We start from the raw sequence: 20391 nt of genomic DNA, 5'->3' as shown, positions 1-20391 counted from the left end.
ATATCTTCCCTATTATTTAGTGTTAATTGTTTTACAATGGCACGGATCTGTTTATTTGACGATAAAATTGATTTACAAAATGTTCTAAATTTCCTTCTTCAATATTTTTACGAATATTTTGCATCAAACGTTGATAATAACGTAAATTATGAATAGTATTTAAACGTGCCCCCAATATCTCATTGCAACGATCTAGATGATGTAAATAAGCGCGACTATAACGAAGGCAAGTGTAGCAATCACAATCAATATCTAATGATGACATATCATCTTTATATCTATTGTTTCGAATTTTTATTATACCATTTGTGACAAAAAGATAACCATTACGTGCATTACGTGTAGGCATGACACAATCAAACATATCAATGCCACGTAGCACACTTTCAATCAAATCTTCTGGTTTACCTACTCCCATTAGATAACGCGGCTTATTATGTGGAAGTTGTGGACACACATGTTCCAAAATACGATGCATATCTTGTTTTGTTTCACCCACTGCTAAACCACCCACAGCGTACCCATCAAACTCTATTTCCATTAATCTGTTAATTGAAGTGTCACGTAAGTCTTCATAAATACTACCTTGAATAATAGCAAATAAAGCGTTTTTATTATTTAGATAATGAAAATGATCATAGCTATATTTTGCCCATTCTAATGATAGTTGCATTGATTTTTTTGAATCATCCCAATTAATTGGATATGATGTACAATGATCAAAAATCATAACGATTTCAGAACCTAGATAATATTGTATATCCATAGATCTTTTGGCATCAAAAAAAATTAAATTACCATTATTAGGATTTCGAAAATACACGCCATCTTTAGTAATTTTACAAATTTTACTAAGACTAAATACTTGAAATCCTCCTGAATCTGTAAGAATTGGGCCTTTCCATTGTATAAAATTATGCAAACTGCCATGTTTTCTTATAATTTCTTCACCAGGCCGTAACCATAAATGAAAAGCATTACTAAGAATAATTTGTGTACCGGTATCTTTGATTTCTTCTGTCGTCATACTTTTGACCGTACCATAAGTACCTACTGGAATAAATGCAGGAGTTTCAACAGTGCCATTTTCAAAATATAAAGAACCACGACGCGCTAATCCATCAACACTATGTAGTTTGAATTTCACATTCACCTCTTTCAAATTCTAAAACATTATTACTATATTTAAAATATTTCATTAGCTGCTTTTGGATTACGAGTAATATACATTGCATCTCCATAACTAAAGAAACGATACTGTTTTGCTACTGCTTTGTGATAAGCATACATTGTATTATGATAACCAGCAAAAGCTGCTACTAACATAATTAACGTTGATTTTGGTAAATGAAAATTAGTAATTAATGCATCAGTTACTTGATATTGATATCCAGGATAAATGAAAAGTTGAGTATTATCAAAGTATGATGAAAGTAGTTTATCTCTATCTTTACAAGCTATTGCTGCAGTTTCTAGTGAACGTACTGATGTAGTGCCTACAGCTACTACTTTATTATTGCGTGATTTACAGGCTAATACTGCATCAACCACTGATTGGGGCACTTCAGTATATTCATTGTGCATAACATGATCTTCAATCATTTCAACATGTACTGGTTGAAAAGTAGCAGCACCAACATGCAATGTGATAAATGCCATTTCTATACCTTTTGCTTTTAATGCATTTAGCAATATATTATCAAAGTGTAGACCAGCAGTAGGTGCAGCTATAGCTCCAATTCGAGTACTATAAACTGTTTGATAAAGTTCACGATCCATTACTTCATCTAATCGTTTAATATAAGGTGGCAATGGAATATGTCCGATGTCATTTAGAATATCTATTACTTTACGAGTATCTTCAAAAACAATTTCAAAAAGTGTATTATGCCACTGCATTACCATTGTAGCTTTTACACTTTCATCATCTCCTATTAATAAGGAAATTCCTGGTTTTAAACCTTTAGAAACACGAATATGTGCAAGTACACTTTTATCACTAAGAATACGTTCAACTAATATCTCAATTTTTCCTCCAGTTAGTTTACGACCATAGATACGAGCAGGAATTACACGGGTATTATTAAATACCATTAAATCACCAGACTCTAATTTGTTTAATATATCAGTAAATACACCATGTTTTATTATTCCAGTATTGCCATCCATTGATAACAAACGACAACTACTTCGTTCATTCTTTGGATAATTAGCAATTAGATTTTTTGGTATATCATAGATAAAATCAGTTAAACGCATATTTCATGTTCTTTGAAATTTAAAATAAATAGTATCCATAATATATAAATAATCAATACTTAATTTTAAGTAATTTAAGTTAAAAGGAGCTTAATTTACTTATTTATTATCAAAACCATTTAACATACCGTTAATTAATATTAATTAATTTAAGAAAAATATAATAATTATTTTTAACAATATATTTACTATAACTCAATACTTTTCAAATATTAATATTATGCTTTTAAAAACATGATAAAAATCAACGTCTTATATTATCTACAATTGCAGCAATTATAAATACTATGAATGATGGAATCAACCAAGAAAGCCCTTGATTTACCAATGGAATATATTTGCTTAGTAAATATAATGTTTTTTTAAATCCCATGACTTTCATAACATCTATCATACCGAATACTAAACTAACTATCATAGTTGGTATTATAATACATGCACTTCTTCTCCACCAATTTAATGTAAAACTCAACATTACTAGTACAATACAAGGAGGATAAATAGCTGTTAGTACTGGAACCGATATTTGAATTAAGTGATTTAGACCAAGATTTGAAACTATCATAGAAAAGAAACTAAGAATTAATACTAAAGCTCTATAAGATATTCCTAAATACTGAGCAAAAAATTCAGCACAAGCACAAGTTAATCCTACTGCAGTAACCATGCAAGCAACAAATAACAAAGCTGCTAAAAAAAAACTTCCAATATTGCCGAATATATGTTGTACATAAGCATGTAGAATCAATGCACCATTTGCTTTTTGATTAATAAAAGTACTACTACTAAAACCAAGTTTAAATAAACTTAAATATACTAAAGTTAAACCTATTCCTGCAATTATACCAGCTATTTTAGTGTAACGAGTTAAAAGTACGATATCTTGTACTCCTCGAGAACGTGCTGCATTTACAATAATAATTCCGAATACTAAGGCACCTAATGTATCCATGGTAAGATAACCATTAACAAAGCCACTAGAAAAAGCTGCATGCTTGTATTCACCTATTGCCAAAAAAAAATTAGTAGTAGGGCGCAATAATGTAGAAATACCAAGGATGCTAAGTGCAATAACTTTGATTGGAGCTAAAAAATATCCTATGCTGCTTAATAATTTTTTTGGATAAATAGACACTAACATAACTAGAAAAAAATAAATTAAGCTATAGATAAAGAGTGGTAATGAAGAATTGCCTGTTAATGGTGATATACCAGCTTCAAATGATACAGTAGCAGTACGTGGTGTAGCAAACAATGGTCCTACAGCTAGATAACAAATAGCTGCTAATAGAAGTCCACCAAATTCACCAATAGGTGAACTTAATGTGCCAATTTTACCCCCTACACGTGCTAAAGCTATAATGGTCATAATTGGTAAACCAACTGCACTAATCATAAAACCACAGGCAGCTATCCAAACATGTTCACCAGATTGAATACCTACCATTGGTGGAAAAATAATATTTCCAGCTCCTACAAATAGGGCAAACGTCATAAATCCTAAGGCAAGTATATCTTTTGTATTTAAACTATGTTTCATAAATTTTTTAATGCCTATGGCTAAATTATATTAATAAAACACAAACTCAAGAAAACACAACATTTTCTTAATAATATTTAATATTATTATGATTATTAAGTTTTTAAAAATTGATTTTTTGTATAATTTTAAAACAATTATTTCTTATAATACATTCAAAATATTGAAAACGATAATAAGTTATTAATGATTTAAATTTATTATTTTCATGCAAATTCTTATATTAACTTGATCTATGATTTTAATCATATCCTTTTTAAAAGGCATACAAATTATGAATGAAATTACTAGACTATACGTTAAGATTATAATCTTAACGTAGTATTTAAATAATAAATTAGTTTTAATTTATAATATTAATTAACAATCAAGATTTTATAATTAATATTATTTGCAAATGACAAACTATTAATATTTACTATTAATTTTAATTATTATAGACATAATAAATATTATATCAGAACTACTTAGTAAATAAATAACATATAAAATACCTAATATATTTTGTAATATCAATCAAATGTTTTTTATATTTTTTAATAAATAAATTCATTAAAAATATTTATTATAATTATGTCATAAAATTATCAATGAGATTATTTTTTTTTAAAATCTTTTTTACTATTATGAATATATCTATTTTAGACATCAAATATTACATAAATATATAGTTTTAATTTATTCTAAATTGATGTTATCAAAATTAATTTTCTGTATTTTTTACATTCGTTCATAACGTTGTTTTGCATCTTGTGCTTCATCTTGGGTTTTATGTTCACTTATCAAGCTATCAACATGTGGATAATCAGTACGTAATTCATACGATATAATACCTCCTCCATCTTTAGAATTTCCTTTTTTAACCACAATAATACGAGCTTTTCTTGGATAATATGGTCTATCTGGCATAACATTATCCTCAATTATTTTAACTTACAAAGTTAATATATATAAGAATGTTTATAAATATCTATGAAAATACTTAGGATTTTAAATTATAAATTACATCAAATATTTAACTAAATAGATAATATTTCACCTACTTATATGCATATAAAATTCTTAAAATCTTTAACTATAAAAATTGAATTTTATAATTATTTTATATAATTAATACTTACATGTATAAGTATTTTCCATTGTCTATAAAAATTCATATCATATTGAGTAATCACATATATAATTATATTATAATTCTAAATATTTTAATAAAATATATAGTATTTATATTTAATATTGACATGGTGAAAAATTTAAATGCAATAACTTATTTAAAATTAATATGTAAATTATTGATTTTAATAAAGTTAATACGTAAATTTTACCTTATCATGTTTAAAACTGATTAATATTTATATATTTTAGAAATAAAATAATATATTATATAGTTAAATTAACTATACAATATTTTTAATATAATATTGTTTACTTGTCTATGCTTGATTAAGCAAATCAATAATGAACTAATATGTAATTTCATATTATAGAATGACGTAAACCAAAGGATTTAGTTATGTATGTTAATTGATTTTATATTATTATTATTATGCACTTTTAATTATAACATTTATAATGTTATTAAGTTTACTGAAAATATTTATACTACAAAATTATTTGACAACACATATAAATATATATCTATAAAAATCAAATATAATATTTATTTATAGCACAATTTATCATTAATATTAAATATTATTTATAATATAATAAACTACATAAACAATATATTTATATATATATCTAATTAATTACTTAATTCTTCAATTTTATATTTATTTATTTCATAAATGAATAAAAAATTGAAGAATTGCTAATAATCCTATTATGATTATAAATAAGTTACTTAACTTACCTTGATATTTGTACATTTCTGGAACTTTTTGTATTGCATACATTGGCAATAAAAATAATATTATTGCAATAATAGGTCCACCAAGGGTTTCAATCATACCTAAAATACTAGGATTAATGGTAGATACTATCCAAGTTGTTATTAATATAAATAACGTAGTTATACGGTTAAGTTTGTTTGATGGAATGATTTTTCCTTGGCTACTTAAAAATTTAATTAATAAACTGTTGAAACCTTCATGTGCACCAAGATAATGTCCAAGGAATGATTTAGTAATTGCTATGATCGCAATAATGGGTCCAAACCATGTAATTATAGGTATATTGAAATGATTTGCTAAATAAGAAAGTATTGTAATATTTTGCACTTTAGCTAATTTTAAATCAACTGTAGAAAGACTAAATACGCAACTGAAAACAAAAAACATTACGGTAATAACCATCATTAAATGAGCCATAATTAAAATATGAGAACATTTTTTATCTGCATAAAAACCATATTCTTTTCGTTTAGCAACTGCAAAAGAAGATATAATGGGTGAATGATTAAATGAAAATATGGTTACTGGAATTATTAACCATAGTGTCATTAAAATACTATTATTATCTTCTATATTATTAGGATGTAATGAAAGCATTTTAAAACTTATATTATGCCAGTATGGCATAATATAAGAAGCAATAAGCAATAATATTATAACAAAAGGTAATACTAATATACTCATGATTGTAATGATTATTTTTTCACCTAAACGTACTAGTATGGTCATAAGAATAACTAATACCAATGATAATAATATACGTGGTGGTGATACTAATCCTAATTGATGTACAATGAAGCTATCAACGGTATTAGTAATAGCAACGCCATACATCAGTAAAATTGGATATATAGCAAAAAAATATAGAAATGTGAATATTTTTCCAGCTAATATGCCAAAATGTTCTTCTATTACCTCGGTAATATTTCCTACGCTATTTTTACTGGAGAGAACAAAACGTGTCAGAGCTTGATGTGCATAAAATGTCATTGGAAATGCAAGAATAGCCATAATAATTAATGGTATGATCCCACCCATTCCAGCATTAATCGGTAAAAATAATACCCCAGCTCCAATTGCTGTTCCATATAGACTTAACATCCAAAGAATATCGCTTATATATAAATTTTTCATGTTATTTTTAATGGTTTCGATAGAGTTAATTTGTGAATTATTCATCTGTCTTCCCAATTTTTAACACTAATTTTAATGGTATTATCATACATATAATGCTATGGATTAAATGGACAGCATATTTTGTATTTCTAGCTTGAATTATTTTAAAATAGAATGAAATTCTATTAATATAGAAATGTATATTACATATTTAAATCTTTAAATATAAAATTATTAATATAATCAATAGAATATATTATACTTTAGATCTATATAAGTGATAAAATACTACTAATATATAAATATATATATAATAAAATAAAGCAAAATGATTAGTTTTATTAAATTATATCATTTAATAAAATATTTTTAATTTTATTGAGAAAAGCTCAACAAAACCATGTAATGGTGTTTCTAGAATATGATTCTACTTAAATTTCGTAAATATTTTCCGTTTATGCTAAAAATATCATTTTATGTATCTTATAAAGAAGATTTAGTTAAATATCAATATGATTTAACAAATATAATTATATCAATAATGAATATTATATAATTGGTATAATTAAATTATAAGACTTTTAATTACTATTAAGTGAAGTTATATATATTTATCTATAAAGCCAGAAGCTGGTTTAAGATCTATTTTTAATTCTTGCAATGTATTTTTTAATTTTTCGTAAAATTTACGTAATGTGTATCCTATCTTTTCATTATTATCTTTGTCATTAATCAAAGCAATACTCCAGTCACCATTTTTATCAAATAAACCAAAGTAATATTCATAACTAAAATGATCTTGTTGTGCCTCCAATTGCATCCACCATCCCCAAAATTCACGATTTTCTGGAGCAGGTTTTACATTAACACATATTGCTAAGCAATCGAAAAAAAAAATATTACCATTACATTTACCTTCACGAATATACGGTCCTAGTTCTGTAAAATGTTTAAGTAAACGACTACGTGAATAGTTACTAGGCAATGACATGCTAATCTTTCTCCTTAATTACGTATTAAATACTTATTTTGTTTTTATTAAAATTTTGTTTAGACTTTAAATGAATTAAAAGCTAACTTTAGCAAAAAAAAATATTTTTAGCTAGTTAGGTATATTTGATAATTAAATTTAATGAGTATTAATTTAGAATACATTAGGTTATTATATATTAATAATTTTTGTACTAAATGGACTCCAATAATATATGCTTACTGTATCAACAAATCATTTGGATTTTTTATATTTACACAATTAATAGTAATACATTGAAAATTAGTATATATTAAAATAGTTTTCATAAGTCTAATTATAATAAGATATAATTTATTCATATTATATTTATGATTCTAACTAATACATATATTTGTTTTAAACAATATAGATTAATTTTTAGCAATTGGAGGGATATATACTAATCCCATATCCCAAGGATGTTCTATCCATGTATGTTGTAAAACATCAACAATATACTCATCTACTAATTCACGACCTGCAGGTTTAGCAAAAATAGTGCAAAAATAAGCTTTAGGATATAATCTTCGAATTACACGTGCAGTATTACCAGTATCAACCAAATCATCAATGATCAAAAACCCAGAGCCATCGCCATTTGGATGTTTTAATATTTTTAATTCATACTGACGATCATGTTCATAACTAGAAATACATACAGTATCAACATATCGAATATTCAGTTCACGTGCCAATAATGATGCTGGAATTAATCCACCTCTACTTACTGCTATTATTCCTTGCCATTGTTCTATAGGAAGTAAGCGTTGAGCAAGTTTACGGGTATAAATTTGCAACATACCCCATGTAACAATATAATTTTCGCTCATAACTAAAAATCTCAGTTGATATCTAATACTTTAAGAATAGAAAATACATGGAATGTTGAGCAAATAAGAAATTAAATGTAGTACCTTCATCATTAGTAATTTAATAAAATTAAAGGTAATATTGAATATTTAGGTAAATCAACATAAGATAAATATGGATATAATAATTGGATGTTTTCAACTAAAGTATATAAACATTATGATAAATCATACATTAATTAATATTAAACTATAAAAATAATTTTAGTTAAATATTAAATCTTTTCATAAAAGTTTAATTAGTAATTAAATATAATTTATATATATAGAACTTATCAAGTATTAGATTTAAAAATAAATTTCTTAAGATTTTTAATCTGTTATGTGTATCAATATATAAATTTTGATAATAAATAAAATTTATGTAGACATTTCTTTTTCTATTAATAAAATTAAAATATGAATAATTTTAATATGAATTTCTTGAATACGATCAGAATAACCAAAATGCGATACACGAATTTCTATATCTGTATCTTTAGATATTCTACCTCCATCTCTTCCAGTTAAACTAATTATTTTCATACCTTTTATACGTGCTGCTTTAATAGCTTGAATGATATTAATAGAACTTCCTGAAGTTGATAGATTAAATAAAATATCATTTTTATTTCCCATTGCTTCAATATAACGAGAAAAAATATAATCATAACCAAAGTCATTACCAACACAGGAAATATGACTAACATCGGATATGGCAATAGCAGGATAAGCAGGTCTATTCTCTCGATATCTACCCGTTAATTCTTCAGCAAAGTGCATAGCATCACAATGTGATCCACCATTTCCGCAAGAAAATACTTTTCCACCTGCTTTAAAAGCATTTGCTAGCATTATTGCTGCAGACTCTATTATATTAATATTTTTTTTATTACCTAAAAACGTATTAAGTAAATTTACTGCCTCTTTAAATTCATAACGAATAATATTTCTATACATTAGAGATGTTCTTTATTAAAAGAATTAATAACTAACAAAATTAAGATTATTATAGAGTAATATATCAACTAATAAATGTATTGTTAGTTTAACTATTAAGAAATTCTAATTCAAAAAGTTTATTTAAATATAAAATTTATTTTTAATATTTATTAAATAATATATATTATGTACATCTTGATAAAATAATAAATTATTTTATTTTAAATCTATAAAATAGAAGATTTTATCTTATATATAGTTTGTAAATAAGCTTGGATAGCAATGACTACATTCTTAATTTGTACTAACTCTGGAGCAAAACTATGACTACTTCATTTATAGTTAAGTACAAATAACATTCTAACCGGTCAACAATGATTAATAGCTATAGCATCATAATCTTCTCCACCATTTCTTGATAAATATATAGTATTTCCTATATAATTTTAATTATTTGATGTAAAGCATTTTGCAAATGTACATCACATTTAGTAGTAGCAATGAGATTATATTCATTAGCATGAAATTTTAATTCACGATGCCAAATAATATTTTATGTTTAAATTAAAAGTTTTGAAATTAATTGATCTAATCCTTTATCCGGAGATCCACCTACATCAACTGTTAAATATACCTATTTCGGCATTATATTTGATGATCTAGGTGACCGATTAATTTTAACTACTGTTGCTACTATTTGGGAATTTGCTTCATTTATAATTTGTTCGATTAATACTACGCATTCTAATGCTACTACGAATGCATCATAGAGATAAGTCATTGCTACTATATCACCATGATCTAACATACCAATAATAAAACTACATTGAAAGATACCTAGTGCAAAATTAATTGTCGATATAACCTTAAGAGTTAAATATTTTTGCTCTGAACATGGTTCTTGCTTACTGGGTAAGTCTAAATATGTAATAATTTTATTAACATTTCGTATTTCTTGATTAATTATCGTAACGTCTAAATCGACTAACTTAATTGCTTGGACTATACTGATAACGTTGATATCAACATATATAATTTAATTTTCTAAACAAGTTCCTATAATATTATAATTATCAAGTAACGTAATACCAAAACGTGTTTTCTTTTAATCAGCAATATCAATAATTTCAATTGCTATAGTATAAATGATGATTAATGTCATATAATCATTGAACAATTTTAATAGCACGTGAAACACCTAGTATACCATCACAGCATCTAACGTTACGTACACTATTTAAATGTGAACAAGTAGTAATGGTGGTAAGTTAGGAACTGTAGATTAGTAATATCCACAAATATTTCCAATAGCATGCTGCTAAACAATTATATTTAATATTTTCATCCATTTAATAATATATGCGTTAGTGTATAATTGTTTTTGTCATAAATAAAAAATATAAAATTATCTACATTTTCGCTAATTTTAGATAATATATTACAATGATCTATAACATAACACAATTAGCTGTTATATATTCTTCACTATTACTTATCAAGCAATTATTATATATTTATTATTATTATAATAATCATTCCAAGATGCTTGTAGAGTAGCTCCATGTTATAATCTTCATCATTAAGTATTACTTCTAATATTGTTAAAGTGTTTGTAAAATAAAATATTTACAAGCATTATACCAACCATAGTTCAATACGACATATTTTGCTCTATAGTAGCCCAAAATAAGTACTAATTTCAATACTAAAATCTTCTACTAACATTAGTTTAGATAATTTTTCTCTATAAATCTTTTTAGGGATTATTACACCAAGAATATTATTCGTTTTATATTGTAAATTACCAAGAATATTAAAATCTATCTGTTTAATACCTTTCATAAGTGCTTCACCACCATGTAATTTAGCATATGCTATATTTTTCTAAAGCTTCTTCCTTTATTAGAATACGTGCAAATTCATGTATTCAGAATAAAGCAGCAGTAGTTTCAGATGATCATCAAAAAGCTCTATACCCTATTAGTTCATGAACATATAAAGATTGAAATAATTAGAATAAATTTTTTCTTTTACATCATTTTGACGTATGACACTGCGCGTTCTTTTTTTCACACATTTCCTTTCACAGATGAATAATTCTATTTGTGAAATAAAGGTGATGTTACTGAAGGACCTCCAAGAAGTTGTTGTGTATATCACGGTTGAAAATGCATCTAATCCCTAATCATCGGTTTTAAACGTATTACCACTAATGATTGCTATAGTATCAGCATGAAATAATATTTCATATTTTTTATAAATTACATCTAATTCCATTAAAGGCTGTAACATAGTAATTAAGGTATTACCATATACTGTAAGTAAAATATGAGATTCAATTTGTTTAATAACATTTTCAATTTACTCTGGAATAAAATATCTTCCTATTGTACTTCAATTGAATGCATATTTGTACGACAAAGTCGAGCCATTTGGCATAATAAATAATCAAGATAAGCAAATACTAACACTAATATATTATAATCTACAAATAATAGATAATGTAAAATAGCTTCAATTCTTACGTGCGATGTACCATTAATTAATTGTTTCAATTGATTTTTATAATTACAAGATATTCATCCTGATAATTTATTAATACATTTAAATTATATCGTTAATGTAACTAGTTCTTTAATAAATGAAATAATTAAATTATTAGGAGTATTTCATACAATGAATTTTGCTAGTTTATCTATACAAAAAATAAATCATTTATTTTTAATACATTAAATATGTGTAAATCAACTTGCCTAGGATAATTTATTATTTATCAAACACTATAATTCAATAATTAATGCTTTGACTGAAATAACTATTCATCGAATTTTGTCTGGCGTAAACAAAATAGATCCAAAGATACAATAAGGTATTATATTACTATCATTAGCAGGTATTTCTTATGCAGCAAAAAGTTTTTTAATTTTGTTGATGAGTTGCTTTATCTGGTGCACACTTATTTATTGATTATTGAAAACAATATCGAAATGCTTAATTAATAAATAGATTTTTGTAAATCGGGCTGATTGCTGACGAGCATGTTAAATATGGATATATATGCTTATAGGTTTAATACTAAAATACACGTTATTGGATAATCCACAATTCACGTGATCTTTCTTATATAAATTGCTGGAAGTTCGTATAAGGAATTAGTAGTAACGATAGTTACTAAAATAATATATCTTCTGTAGGTACAGATAATCATCGCTGCTCTATCGTTAAAGCACTCGCTTCATTTTGTGGAATTTTTGCCTTAAAACCAACATGTGGTCTCATATCACATAATAATGCTCATTCATTTGTAATAAGTATTGATCATATTTGGTATATTTGTTAGCTCAATAGAGGAGCTTATACAAATATAAGATACTATTTAAGAAATGGATATAGAAAATGCTTTTCAGACTAAGGATCGTTGTGCTAACTAAAAATAAATTATTTGTACAAATCAAAAGATACGTAATACTTTGTTAGATATTTTTTTCTAATCAGTGAACAGATGATGTACGTCTGTCAGCAAAAATAGTTACAGAAGCTCTAAATGCTAATGAAGAAATAACGTCACTTAATTGTTCAATTAGCACGTTCATCATCTTTTATTATAGCTACAATAGAAAGTAGGAATCCAATCATTACTCAACAGTACTAAATATGATACTAGAGCGATATGATCCTCATACAAGAGAATGTTTGATAGCAAGTGTAATGTTGTTACCTGTGTAGGTTAGTATATAAAAGCTCAACGATTTCGTCGTTTTTTAGCAAAATTTACCAATATTTAACATGTGTGACAGGCCTATAGCCTTAGGCAGCTATACATTGTTATTCTAATGATATATATCAATAAATGATTCAGATTAATGTAGAAAATTTACATATTGATTCCAATATGGGCACATTAATTCAATCTATTTTTTTCCGTATCGCTAGTATACGTAATATTATTAACTACATCAAGTGCTTTACTAATTATAATGCAATGGATTTCTGCAATATTTAAAGATTATATAATATTACAACCTTCTTAGACTTTAGAAGGAGCCATTATAATATGGCTACATGCTAATTTAACAGTTATTAAATAAATATCTCAATAAATTAATTATATGTGATTGAAATAGTTTTTATGAGCGATTATTTAATAATATTAATATAATTATATATAAAAATTTAATCTTATTTAAACAATTATCACGTTTGATTATTTTTTGCTAAAAATTGGGAAATGTATTTCCTAATGATTAGCTATTTACTGATATGTGTATTTCTACACCCTATCATGACTCTGAAGATAATCTAGAAAATATTGTAGAATATGAAATCTTTCAAGTAACTAATAGTTTACAATGCATACCAAATCAGATCATTTTTAGTTTTGTTCCCTATTTCATTTATATAGAATATTCAATTTATTACATAAATAAGTAAAAAATTGCTCTGTAGTATTAAATTCTTATAGTATTAGAAATCGCTTATTATTACATTTAAGAGAGCATGAAATAATTAAAAGATTTTAAGCAATTATCTTGATAATGTGCTTGCATCCAAAATGTTAAATTATCACCATAGTAATTAGCGTAATAAATCAATTCATACCTTGTCCTACAATTAAATGGCGCATATTTGAACTATTACATCCAGTACCATTAGTGGGTGCTTTAATAAATAAACCAATTAAAATATCTACAGCTTGATTAATAACCTAAAATTCAGTTGTTATTCAAAGTCATTTATGGTTTGCTAAATCATAATTAGCTAATTTTATAGTTTCAACAACTATTAGATTACGTACTAAATTCATAACTACTCCAAATATAGTTAAGGGTATACTGCATTTTAACCTTTCTATAAATATACCAAAAACCTGCACATGAAGCATATTTATACAGAGAATCCATTGGCATATGACGTTCATAATAGTTAATTGCACCAATACTATCAGATAAAAATAATTCAGATCCGGTATTGCAATGTAATAGTATATGCTTTTCAGCACCTTTCTCATCATTAAGAATTAAATTGTACTGCTATTTGGAGCATTATTTGGCCAATGGGGATACGAAGGTTCTTTTGTATAAGTAATTAGATTAAAAGGATAATATTTATATAGATTAAAATGTATTTGTATATGTATTGAATACAGAACTTAAAATTATCTCTTTAATGATATTCTGACTATTTTAAGATAAAATACTGTAATTATTTAGATTTTTAACATATACATAATAATTATAAATAATTCAGTTTAAAAGAGTAGTGATTAAAATGATTGGATAGATAAGTTTTATTATATGTATTAGTAGTAATTTATATTAAAATTATTAAATCACATCAATCTTAGTTAATTTTAACTTAGCATAATTTGAGTTAAATATTATAAAATTTTTAAAAAAATTTTTTTAGATTGCTATAATATATGATTATATAATAATTATATATTATAGAGAAATATTAATATAACAAATTAATCCTAAATATCTAAATATTAATTTAAAAAAAATAAAAATTAGAAAAACTATAAATAATTATTTTGATAAAATTATTATATATTAAATTTATTAGTTATATTTATGATTATAATCAATAATTAAATCTTAATTATTTAGAGCACAAATTTTTATCGAAACATAATTATAGCAATTATAATTTTTATGTTTTATACATAACTCTTTATTTTATAAGCTAATTCATTCTATGAAATTACTACTTATTTACTGATATAAATAATAAAGATTATTTATTCGAAAAGAAAATATACATGAATTTAAATTTATTAGAATTAATTATTAATACATGTATAGTTTCATAGTACTACAAAATTAAAAATAAAATTTATAATTAATTTAATAGTTTAATGCATATTAGTACAGTATTTACAATTTAATGAGCTTAATTATAATATCTTTTATTTGAATTGATCTATATCTTGTTATTTTGATAATTATTATTATATTTCTTTTAAAAAATATTTTTGTTATAATTAGTTTATTAATTTAAATAAATTTTTACATCTTGCATTAGTATTTTACTATATGAATTTTCTTATATTAATTAATATAAGAACAGGTTTTTATGGATAATCATAATAAAATTTCTATTACAAATAATTGTAATAATCTTAAATCTTATAGTCCTCTTTTATATAATAAAAATCTTGCGCCAATATATAACCAAAATTGGTCATGGTACAACATTGTTTCTTTTTGGATATCTAACGTACATAGTATAAGCTGGTATATAGTAACATCTAGTTTTTTTAACCTTGGCCTTAAAAATTGGCAAATATTATTATGTTTGATAATTGGTATTATTATCGTTCAGTTATCTGTTAACTTAATTGCTAAACCTAGTCAAATATCTGGCTTATCGTATGCCGTAATTTCACGTCAAGCTTTTGGTGTCTTCGGTGCAAATATTCCAGTAATAATTCATGGAATAATTGCTTTTATTTGGTATGGTATTCAAACTTATCTAGCAGCAAATGCATTAATGATTATTTTATTAAGATTATTCCCTCACTTAGATTCCATATCACAAATTAATTGGTTAGGTTTATCTTGTCTTGGTTGGTGTTGTTTTAGTATTATGTGGTTTTTACAAATAATAATATTTTGGCAAGGTGTGGATATTGTTAAGCGTTTTTTGGATATATCAGGACCAGCAGTCTATATTATTATGATCCTAACAGCAACTTGGATGATCTATAAAATTGGTTTTAATAAAATTCAATATAATTCTATTAGTACAAATCTAAGTCCTAGAGCACAAATATGGCAAATGATCACCGTAATAGCATTAGTTGTATCATATTTTTCTGGTCAAATTCTTAATTTTGGTAATTTTTCATGTTATGTAAAAAATATGAAGGAAGTTCGTTACGGTAATTTTTTGGGGTTACCTATTAATTTATTATTATTTTCTATAGTGATAAGTACTATGATTTATAGTACAAAATTATTATTTGGAAGAATGATTATTAATCCAATTGAGATATTTAGTATGGTAGGTAATGATTTTGTGGTAGCAATTGGAATGTTTATTGTCATTACAGCAACGATAACTGTCAATATAGCAGGTAATTTGATTACCTCAGCATTTGATTTTTCTACTTGTGCACCTCGAAAAATTAGTTTTCGAACTGGTGCTATGATTACAGCCATAGGTTCAGTGTTGTTAACACCATGGAATTTATTTCAATCACCTACATTAATTCATTTTACGCTTAATTTGCTAACTTCTTTTATTGGTCCACTTTTTGGTATATTAATTGCTGATTTTTATTTAATTAAACATAATAAGGTATTCATTAAAGATTTATTTAATGCAAAACCAAAAGGGATTTATTGGTATAAAAACGGTTTTAATCCAAAAGCAATTATTGCATTAATAGTGTCATCAGGAATTTGTCTAATCATAGTCTGCATTCCAAGATTAAATCTAATAATGAATTTCAATTGGTTTATTGGTGTAATTTTTAGTATAGGAACTTACTATTATTTAGTAAAGAAAAATTAAGCAACGGAACGGACGGGACTTGAACCCGCGACCCCCTGCGTGACAGGCAGGTATTCTAACCAACTGAACTACCGCTCCATTATCAATTTAATGCTAACAATGGCCAACATGCTAACGATAATTTTATTAAACGTCAAGATCTTTTATAAAAAAGGTATGTATTATAATATAAGTAATTTACTTTTTATTTTTTAGGGTATGCGCCATAAACATTTACCTTCTTTTTTCTCTATTAAATTAAGATAATTTTCATGTGCTATTATTTCTTCATAATTAGCACTGATAACACGTAATCTAGATATAGACTTTGTAATAGAATAATGTATGTGTTTATCAGTATCACTTTTAATTTTATCATTTTCTGTTGTCAATGCTAGCATAGTTTGACCGCCGGTCATAGCTAAATATACTTTAGCAAGAAGCTCTGCATCTAACAATGCTCCATGTAGTATACGTTTATTATCAATTTTAAAACGTTTGCATAAGGCATCAAGACTATTACGTTTACCAATAAACATTTTACGTGCTAATGCTAAACTATCAGTGATTTGACAACAATTTTCAACTTTAATAATAGGATGGTTAATCATTTTAAATTCTTGATTAATAAAACTTATATCAAATGATGCATTGTGAATCACTAATTCTGCGCCTTGAATATATTGAAAAAAATCATCTGCAATATCAGCAAAGTGTGGTTTATCAGCAAGAAATTTATCGGAAATACCATGTACTTTAAAAGCATTTGTATCTACTAAACGGTCAGGATTAAGATAAACATGAAAATTTTTACCAGTAAAATACCGATTAATTATTTCAACTGCACCAATTTCAATAATGCGATGTCCTTCATAAGAGACACCGCTCATATTCATACCAGTCGTTTCAGTATCAAGAATAATTTGACGATCATTATTGTGCATAGTACTAATACAATTTATTTAATATAAAAGTTATATTGATAATTATAAAGTGAGTGTTAAAAATGTATAAACAAGTAAAAATATTTACTGATGGATCATGCATAGGCAATCCCGGACCCGGAGGATATAGTGCCATTTTACATTCTCAAAAACATGAAGAAATACTTACTGCTGGTTACTTCTTCACTACAAATAATCGTATGGAATTAATGGCAATCATTGTAGCACTAGAATACTTAATAAGTCCATCTAAAGTAGTCGTATATAGTGATAGCCGATATGTACGTCAGGGTATTACAAATTGGATTCATAATTGGAAAAACTATGGATGGAAAACAACTAATAATAAATCAGTAAAAAATATAGATCTTTGGCAGCGGCTTGATTCATTAGTTTTTATTCATCAAATTACTTGGGAATGGGTCAAAGGCCATAATGGCCATTTAGAAAATGAACGTTGTGATCATTTAGCATATAATGCTGCAAGCTATCCGTTGCTAGATGATATTGGGTATACACTTATATCTTAGATCTTTTAACATGGTAAGTAAATTATATAATTTTACGATCGAACATATATTTTGTTAACTACAAAACTTTTCATCTTACTTGAATGTAATGGTAAAGTACGTTTTCTTGCTATAACAACATTGATACATCCAAGCATTGAAAAATTTATAATTTTTATTTCTTGACGATACCAAGGTATAATTCGACAACATGTACGATATATTACTTCATAATTTAGCAAATTAAGCCAATCTAATAACCGAATTTGACTAAACATATGTCCACTCCAGGGAGCACGACGATGTAATCCTATAATAACTTTGCTGATTCCTAGCAAGCTAAATGGATTAAAACCACTTATAATAATCCAACCATCATCAATTAACACGCGATCTACTTCACGTAAGACACTATGCGGATCTTCACTCCATACTAATGTATGTGCTAATAAACATACATCAATTGATTTAGACTCGAAAGGTAGCTGATCTTCATTAGCAATGACTTGTAGTTTATCTCCTTTATTACCCACACTTACCTGATGTGATATAGAACAATGACGAGTATTAATTTCTGCACTAAGATTACCAATCTTAAGCATATGAAAACCGTACAACTTTCCCAAATAAGGTTGTAACTGCTTTGTAAGTTCATCACAAAAATAGTTGCCCCATAACATATCTTGCCAAGATTGCGGCATAACAGAGGCGTGATGTATTTTGTTTAATTTCTTAATCGGCCATTTCACTTTTCATTATTATTGAAATTAAGTATAATCCATATAATATGGGTATTTTTTATATTTTTGATATGCTATTATGTATAGCACACTTCTATGAAATCTTCATCTTTTAAAGATATAACTTTTATAACATATTAATATTATAAAAGTTAAATTATATAGAACAACAATTCTATACTAAAAATTTATTTTCAATATCGTCTTTTATAGTAATTTAGTAGCTATTTACTAATAATATTTAATTTTTAGGATATTATATTGTTTTTATACATTGACTATAATTATTACTTTTTTACACAATCTAGTAAATTGTTATATTAATAACAAAACTTTAATAAATGAAAACATTTAACACATTATTACAATATGCATAAAAATCTTTTGCTTACTTTAAAAGTATTTAAATGTTACTGATATTATAATGATACTATAAAAATATTTTTAATATATATTAGTATTTTGAATTTTATTTTTGATAAATTAAGATTTTACTTATAGATGATTAATTTACTTACAGATAAAATTAATTATGTAGTATATTACATAATATATATGCTAAATTATCAAATATAAAAAATAAAAATTTAATAGAATTGAGATTATTCTTATCTATCTTGAATTAATTTAAAACTAATATGAAAACTGTTATATATATTAGATATAATCTAGTATCTTAGAAAATATTAAGAACAATATTTATTCTTAATCTTAACCTATATATAATTAGATTAGTTGATAAAAACAAAATATAAATAAAAACAATGATTATAAATCATAATCACTCAATTAACGTAGATATTAATCGTTCTAAAAAATTTAGTATTCGATTATTTGGTTTGAATTGCTATTATTTAATTTTATAATCTTCTAAAAATTAAATATTTGCTCTAAGCAAAGTAATGTACATAACACATTATAAATATACAGTATATGTATATAAATATATAAAACATAGAATGATTAATTAATGCCTGGCAGTTCCCTACTCTCACATGGGGAAACCCCACACTACCATCGGCGCTACAGCATTTCACTTCTGAGTTCGGAATGGTTTCAGGTGGTTCTACTGCGCTAATGCTACCAGGC

16 protein-coding genes, 1 tRNA gene and 1 rRNA gene are annotated in these 20391 nt (G+C 25.3%); 2 read left to right on the top strand and 16 right to left on the bottom strand.

Going from position 1 to position 20391, the window contains the following annotated elements:
* Positions 1–31: 31 nt before the first annotated feature.
* From tgt to FD727_RS00860, 12 genes are all read right to left on the bottom strand, one after another.
* Entirely contained in the window at positions 32–1147 is a 1116-nt protein-coding gene (tgt, locus tag FD727_RS00915) for a tRNA guanosine(34) transglycosylase Tgt (RefSeq protein WP_159938295.1), read from the bottom strand.
* A 38-nt stretch (positions 1148–1185) separates the two neighbouring features.
* Positions 1186–2259, bottom strand: a complete 1074-nt coding sequence (queA, locus tag FD727_RS00910; RefSeq protein WP_159938294.1) for a tRNA preQ1(34) S-adenosylmethionine ribosyltransferase-isomerase QueA — start codon at positions 2257–2259, stop codon at positions 1186–1188.
* A gap of 244 nt (positions 2260–2503) precedes the next feature.
* Entirely contained in the window at positions 2504–3799 is a 1296-nt protein-coding gene (gene brnQ, locus FD727_RS00905) for a branched-chain amino acid transport system II carrier protein (RefSeq protein ID WP_159938293.1), read from the bottom strand.
* A 720-nt stretch (positions 3800–4519) separates the two neighbouring features.
* Positions 4520–4708 carry a YaiA family protein gene (locus tag FD727_RS00900; RefSeq protein WP_159938292.1) on the bottom strand — a complete coding sequence of 63 codons (189 nt, stop codon included), beginning with the start codon at positions 4706–4708 and terminating at the stop codon, positions 4520–4522.
* Between the two features lie 875 nt (positions 4709–5583).
* A complete protein-coding gene (locus FD727_RS00895) occupies positions 5584–6828 on the bottom strand; it encodes an aromatic amino acid transport family protein (RefSeq protein WP_370515956.1) in 1245 nt (414 codons plus the stop codon).
* Between the two features lie 583 nt (positions 6829–7411).
* Positions 7412–7801: a sigma factor-binding protein Crl gene (crl, locus tag FD727_RS00890; RefSeq protein ID WP_159938290.1), complete on the bottom strand. Its 390-nt coding sequence runs from the start codon at positions 7799–7801 to the stop codon at positions 7412–7414.
* Positions 7802–8193: 392 nt separating this feature from the next.
* Positions 8194–8652 carry a xanthine phosphoribosyltransferase gene (gpt, locus tag FD727_RS00885; RefSeq protein ID WP_159938289.1) on the bottom strand — a complete coding sequence of 153 codons (459 nt, stop codon included), beginning with the start codon at positions 8650–8652 and terminating at the stop codon, positions 8194–8196.
* A gap of 399 nt (positions 8653–9051) precedes the next feature.
* Entirely contained in the window at positions 9052–9630 is a 579-nt protein-coding gene (gene lpcA / locus FD727_RS00880) for a D-sedoheptulose 7-phosphate isomerase (protein WP_159938288.1), read from the bottom strand.
* Positions 9631–10246: 616 nt separating this feature from the next.
* Entirely contained in the window at positions 10247–10420 is a 174-nt protein-coding gene (locus tag FD727_RS00875) for a hypothetical protein (RefSeq protein ID WP_159938287.1), read from the bottom strand.
* Between the two features lie 863 nt (positions 10421–11283).
* Entirely contained in the window at positions 11284–11454 is a 171-nt protein-coding gene (locus tag FD727_RS00870) for a hypothetical protein (protein WP_159938286.1), read from the bottom strand.
* Positions 11455–11996: 542 nt separating this feature from the next.
* Entirely contained in the window at positions 11997–12167 is a 171-nt protein-coding gene (locus tag FD727_RS00865; protein ID WP_159938285.1) for a hypothetical protein, read from the bottom strand.
* Positions 12168–14341: 2174 nt separating this feature from the next.
* Entirely contained in the window at positions 14342–14530 is a 189-nt protein-coding gene (locus FD727_RS00860; protein ID WP_159938284.1) for a hypothetical protein, read from the bottom strand.
* 1157 nt (positions 14531–15687) lie between these two features.
* On the opposite strand from FD727_RS00860, the gene FD727_RS00855 reads away from it, so the two are divergent.
* Complete coding sequence (locus tag FD727_RS00855; RefSeq protein WP_159938283.1) at positions 15688–17130, top strand: NCS1 family nucleobase:cation symporter-1; 1443 nt, start codon at positions 15688–15690, stop codon at positions 17128–17130.
* Between the two features lie 4 nt (positions 17131–17134).
* Here FD727_RS00855 and FD727_RS00850 read toward each other — a convergent pair.
* Positions 17135–17208, bottom strand: a tRNA-Asp gene (locus FD727_RS00850).
* A gap of 113 nt (positions 17209–17321) precedes the next feature.
* On the bottom strand, positions 17322–18053 hold the full coding sequence (gene dnaQ, locus FD727_RS00845) for a DNA polymerase III subunit epsilon (protein WP_370515952.1): 732 nt from the start codon (positions 18051–18053) through the stop codon (positions 17322–17324).
* A 62-nt stretch (positions 18054–18115) separates the two neighbouring features.
* Here dnaQ and rnhA point away from each other — a divergent pair, with 62 nt between their 5' ends.
* Entirely contained in the window at positions 18116–18583 is a 468-nt protein-coding gene (gene rnhA, locus FD727_RS00840; protein WP_159938282.1) for a ribonuclease HI, read from the top strand.
* A 32-nt stretch (positions 18584–18615) separates the two neighbouring features.
* Here rnhA and FD727_RS00835 read toward each other — a convergent pair whose 3' ends face one another.
* Both FD727_RS00835 and rrf read right to left on the bottom strand, forming a co-directional pair.
* Positions 18616–19263: a methyltransferase domain-containing protein gene (locus tag FD727_RS00835; protein ID WP_159938393.1), complete on the bottom strand. Its 648-nt coding sequence runs from the start codon at positions 19261–19263 to the stop codon at positions 18616–18618.
* Between the two features lie 1011 nt (positions 19264–20274).
* A 5S ribosomal RNA gene (gene rrf, locus FD727_RS00830) occupies positions 20275–20390 on the bottom strand.
* Position 20391: the final 1 nt, after the last annotated feature.

The organism is Pantoea sp. Mhis, from assembly GCF_009830015.1.
The sequence above is the reverse complement of the archived record's forward strand: the minus strand, read 5'-3'. Positions and strand labels throughout refer to the sequence as shown.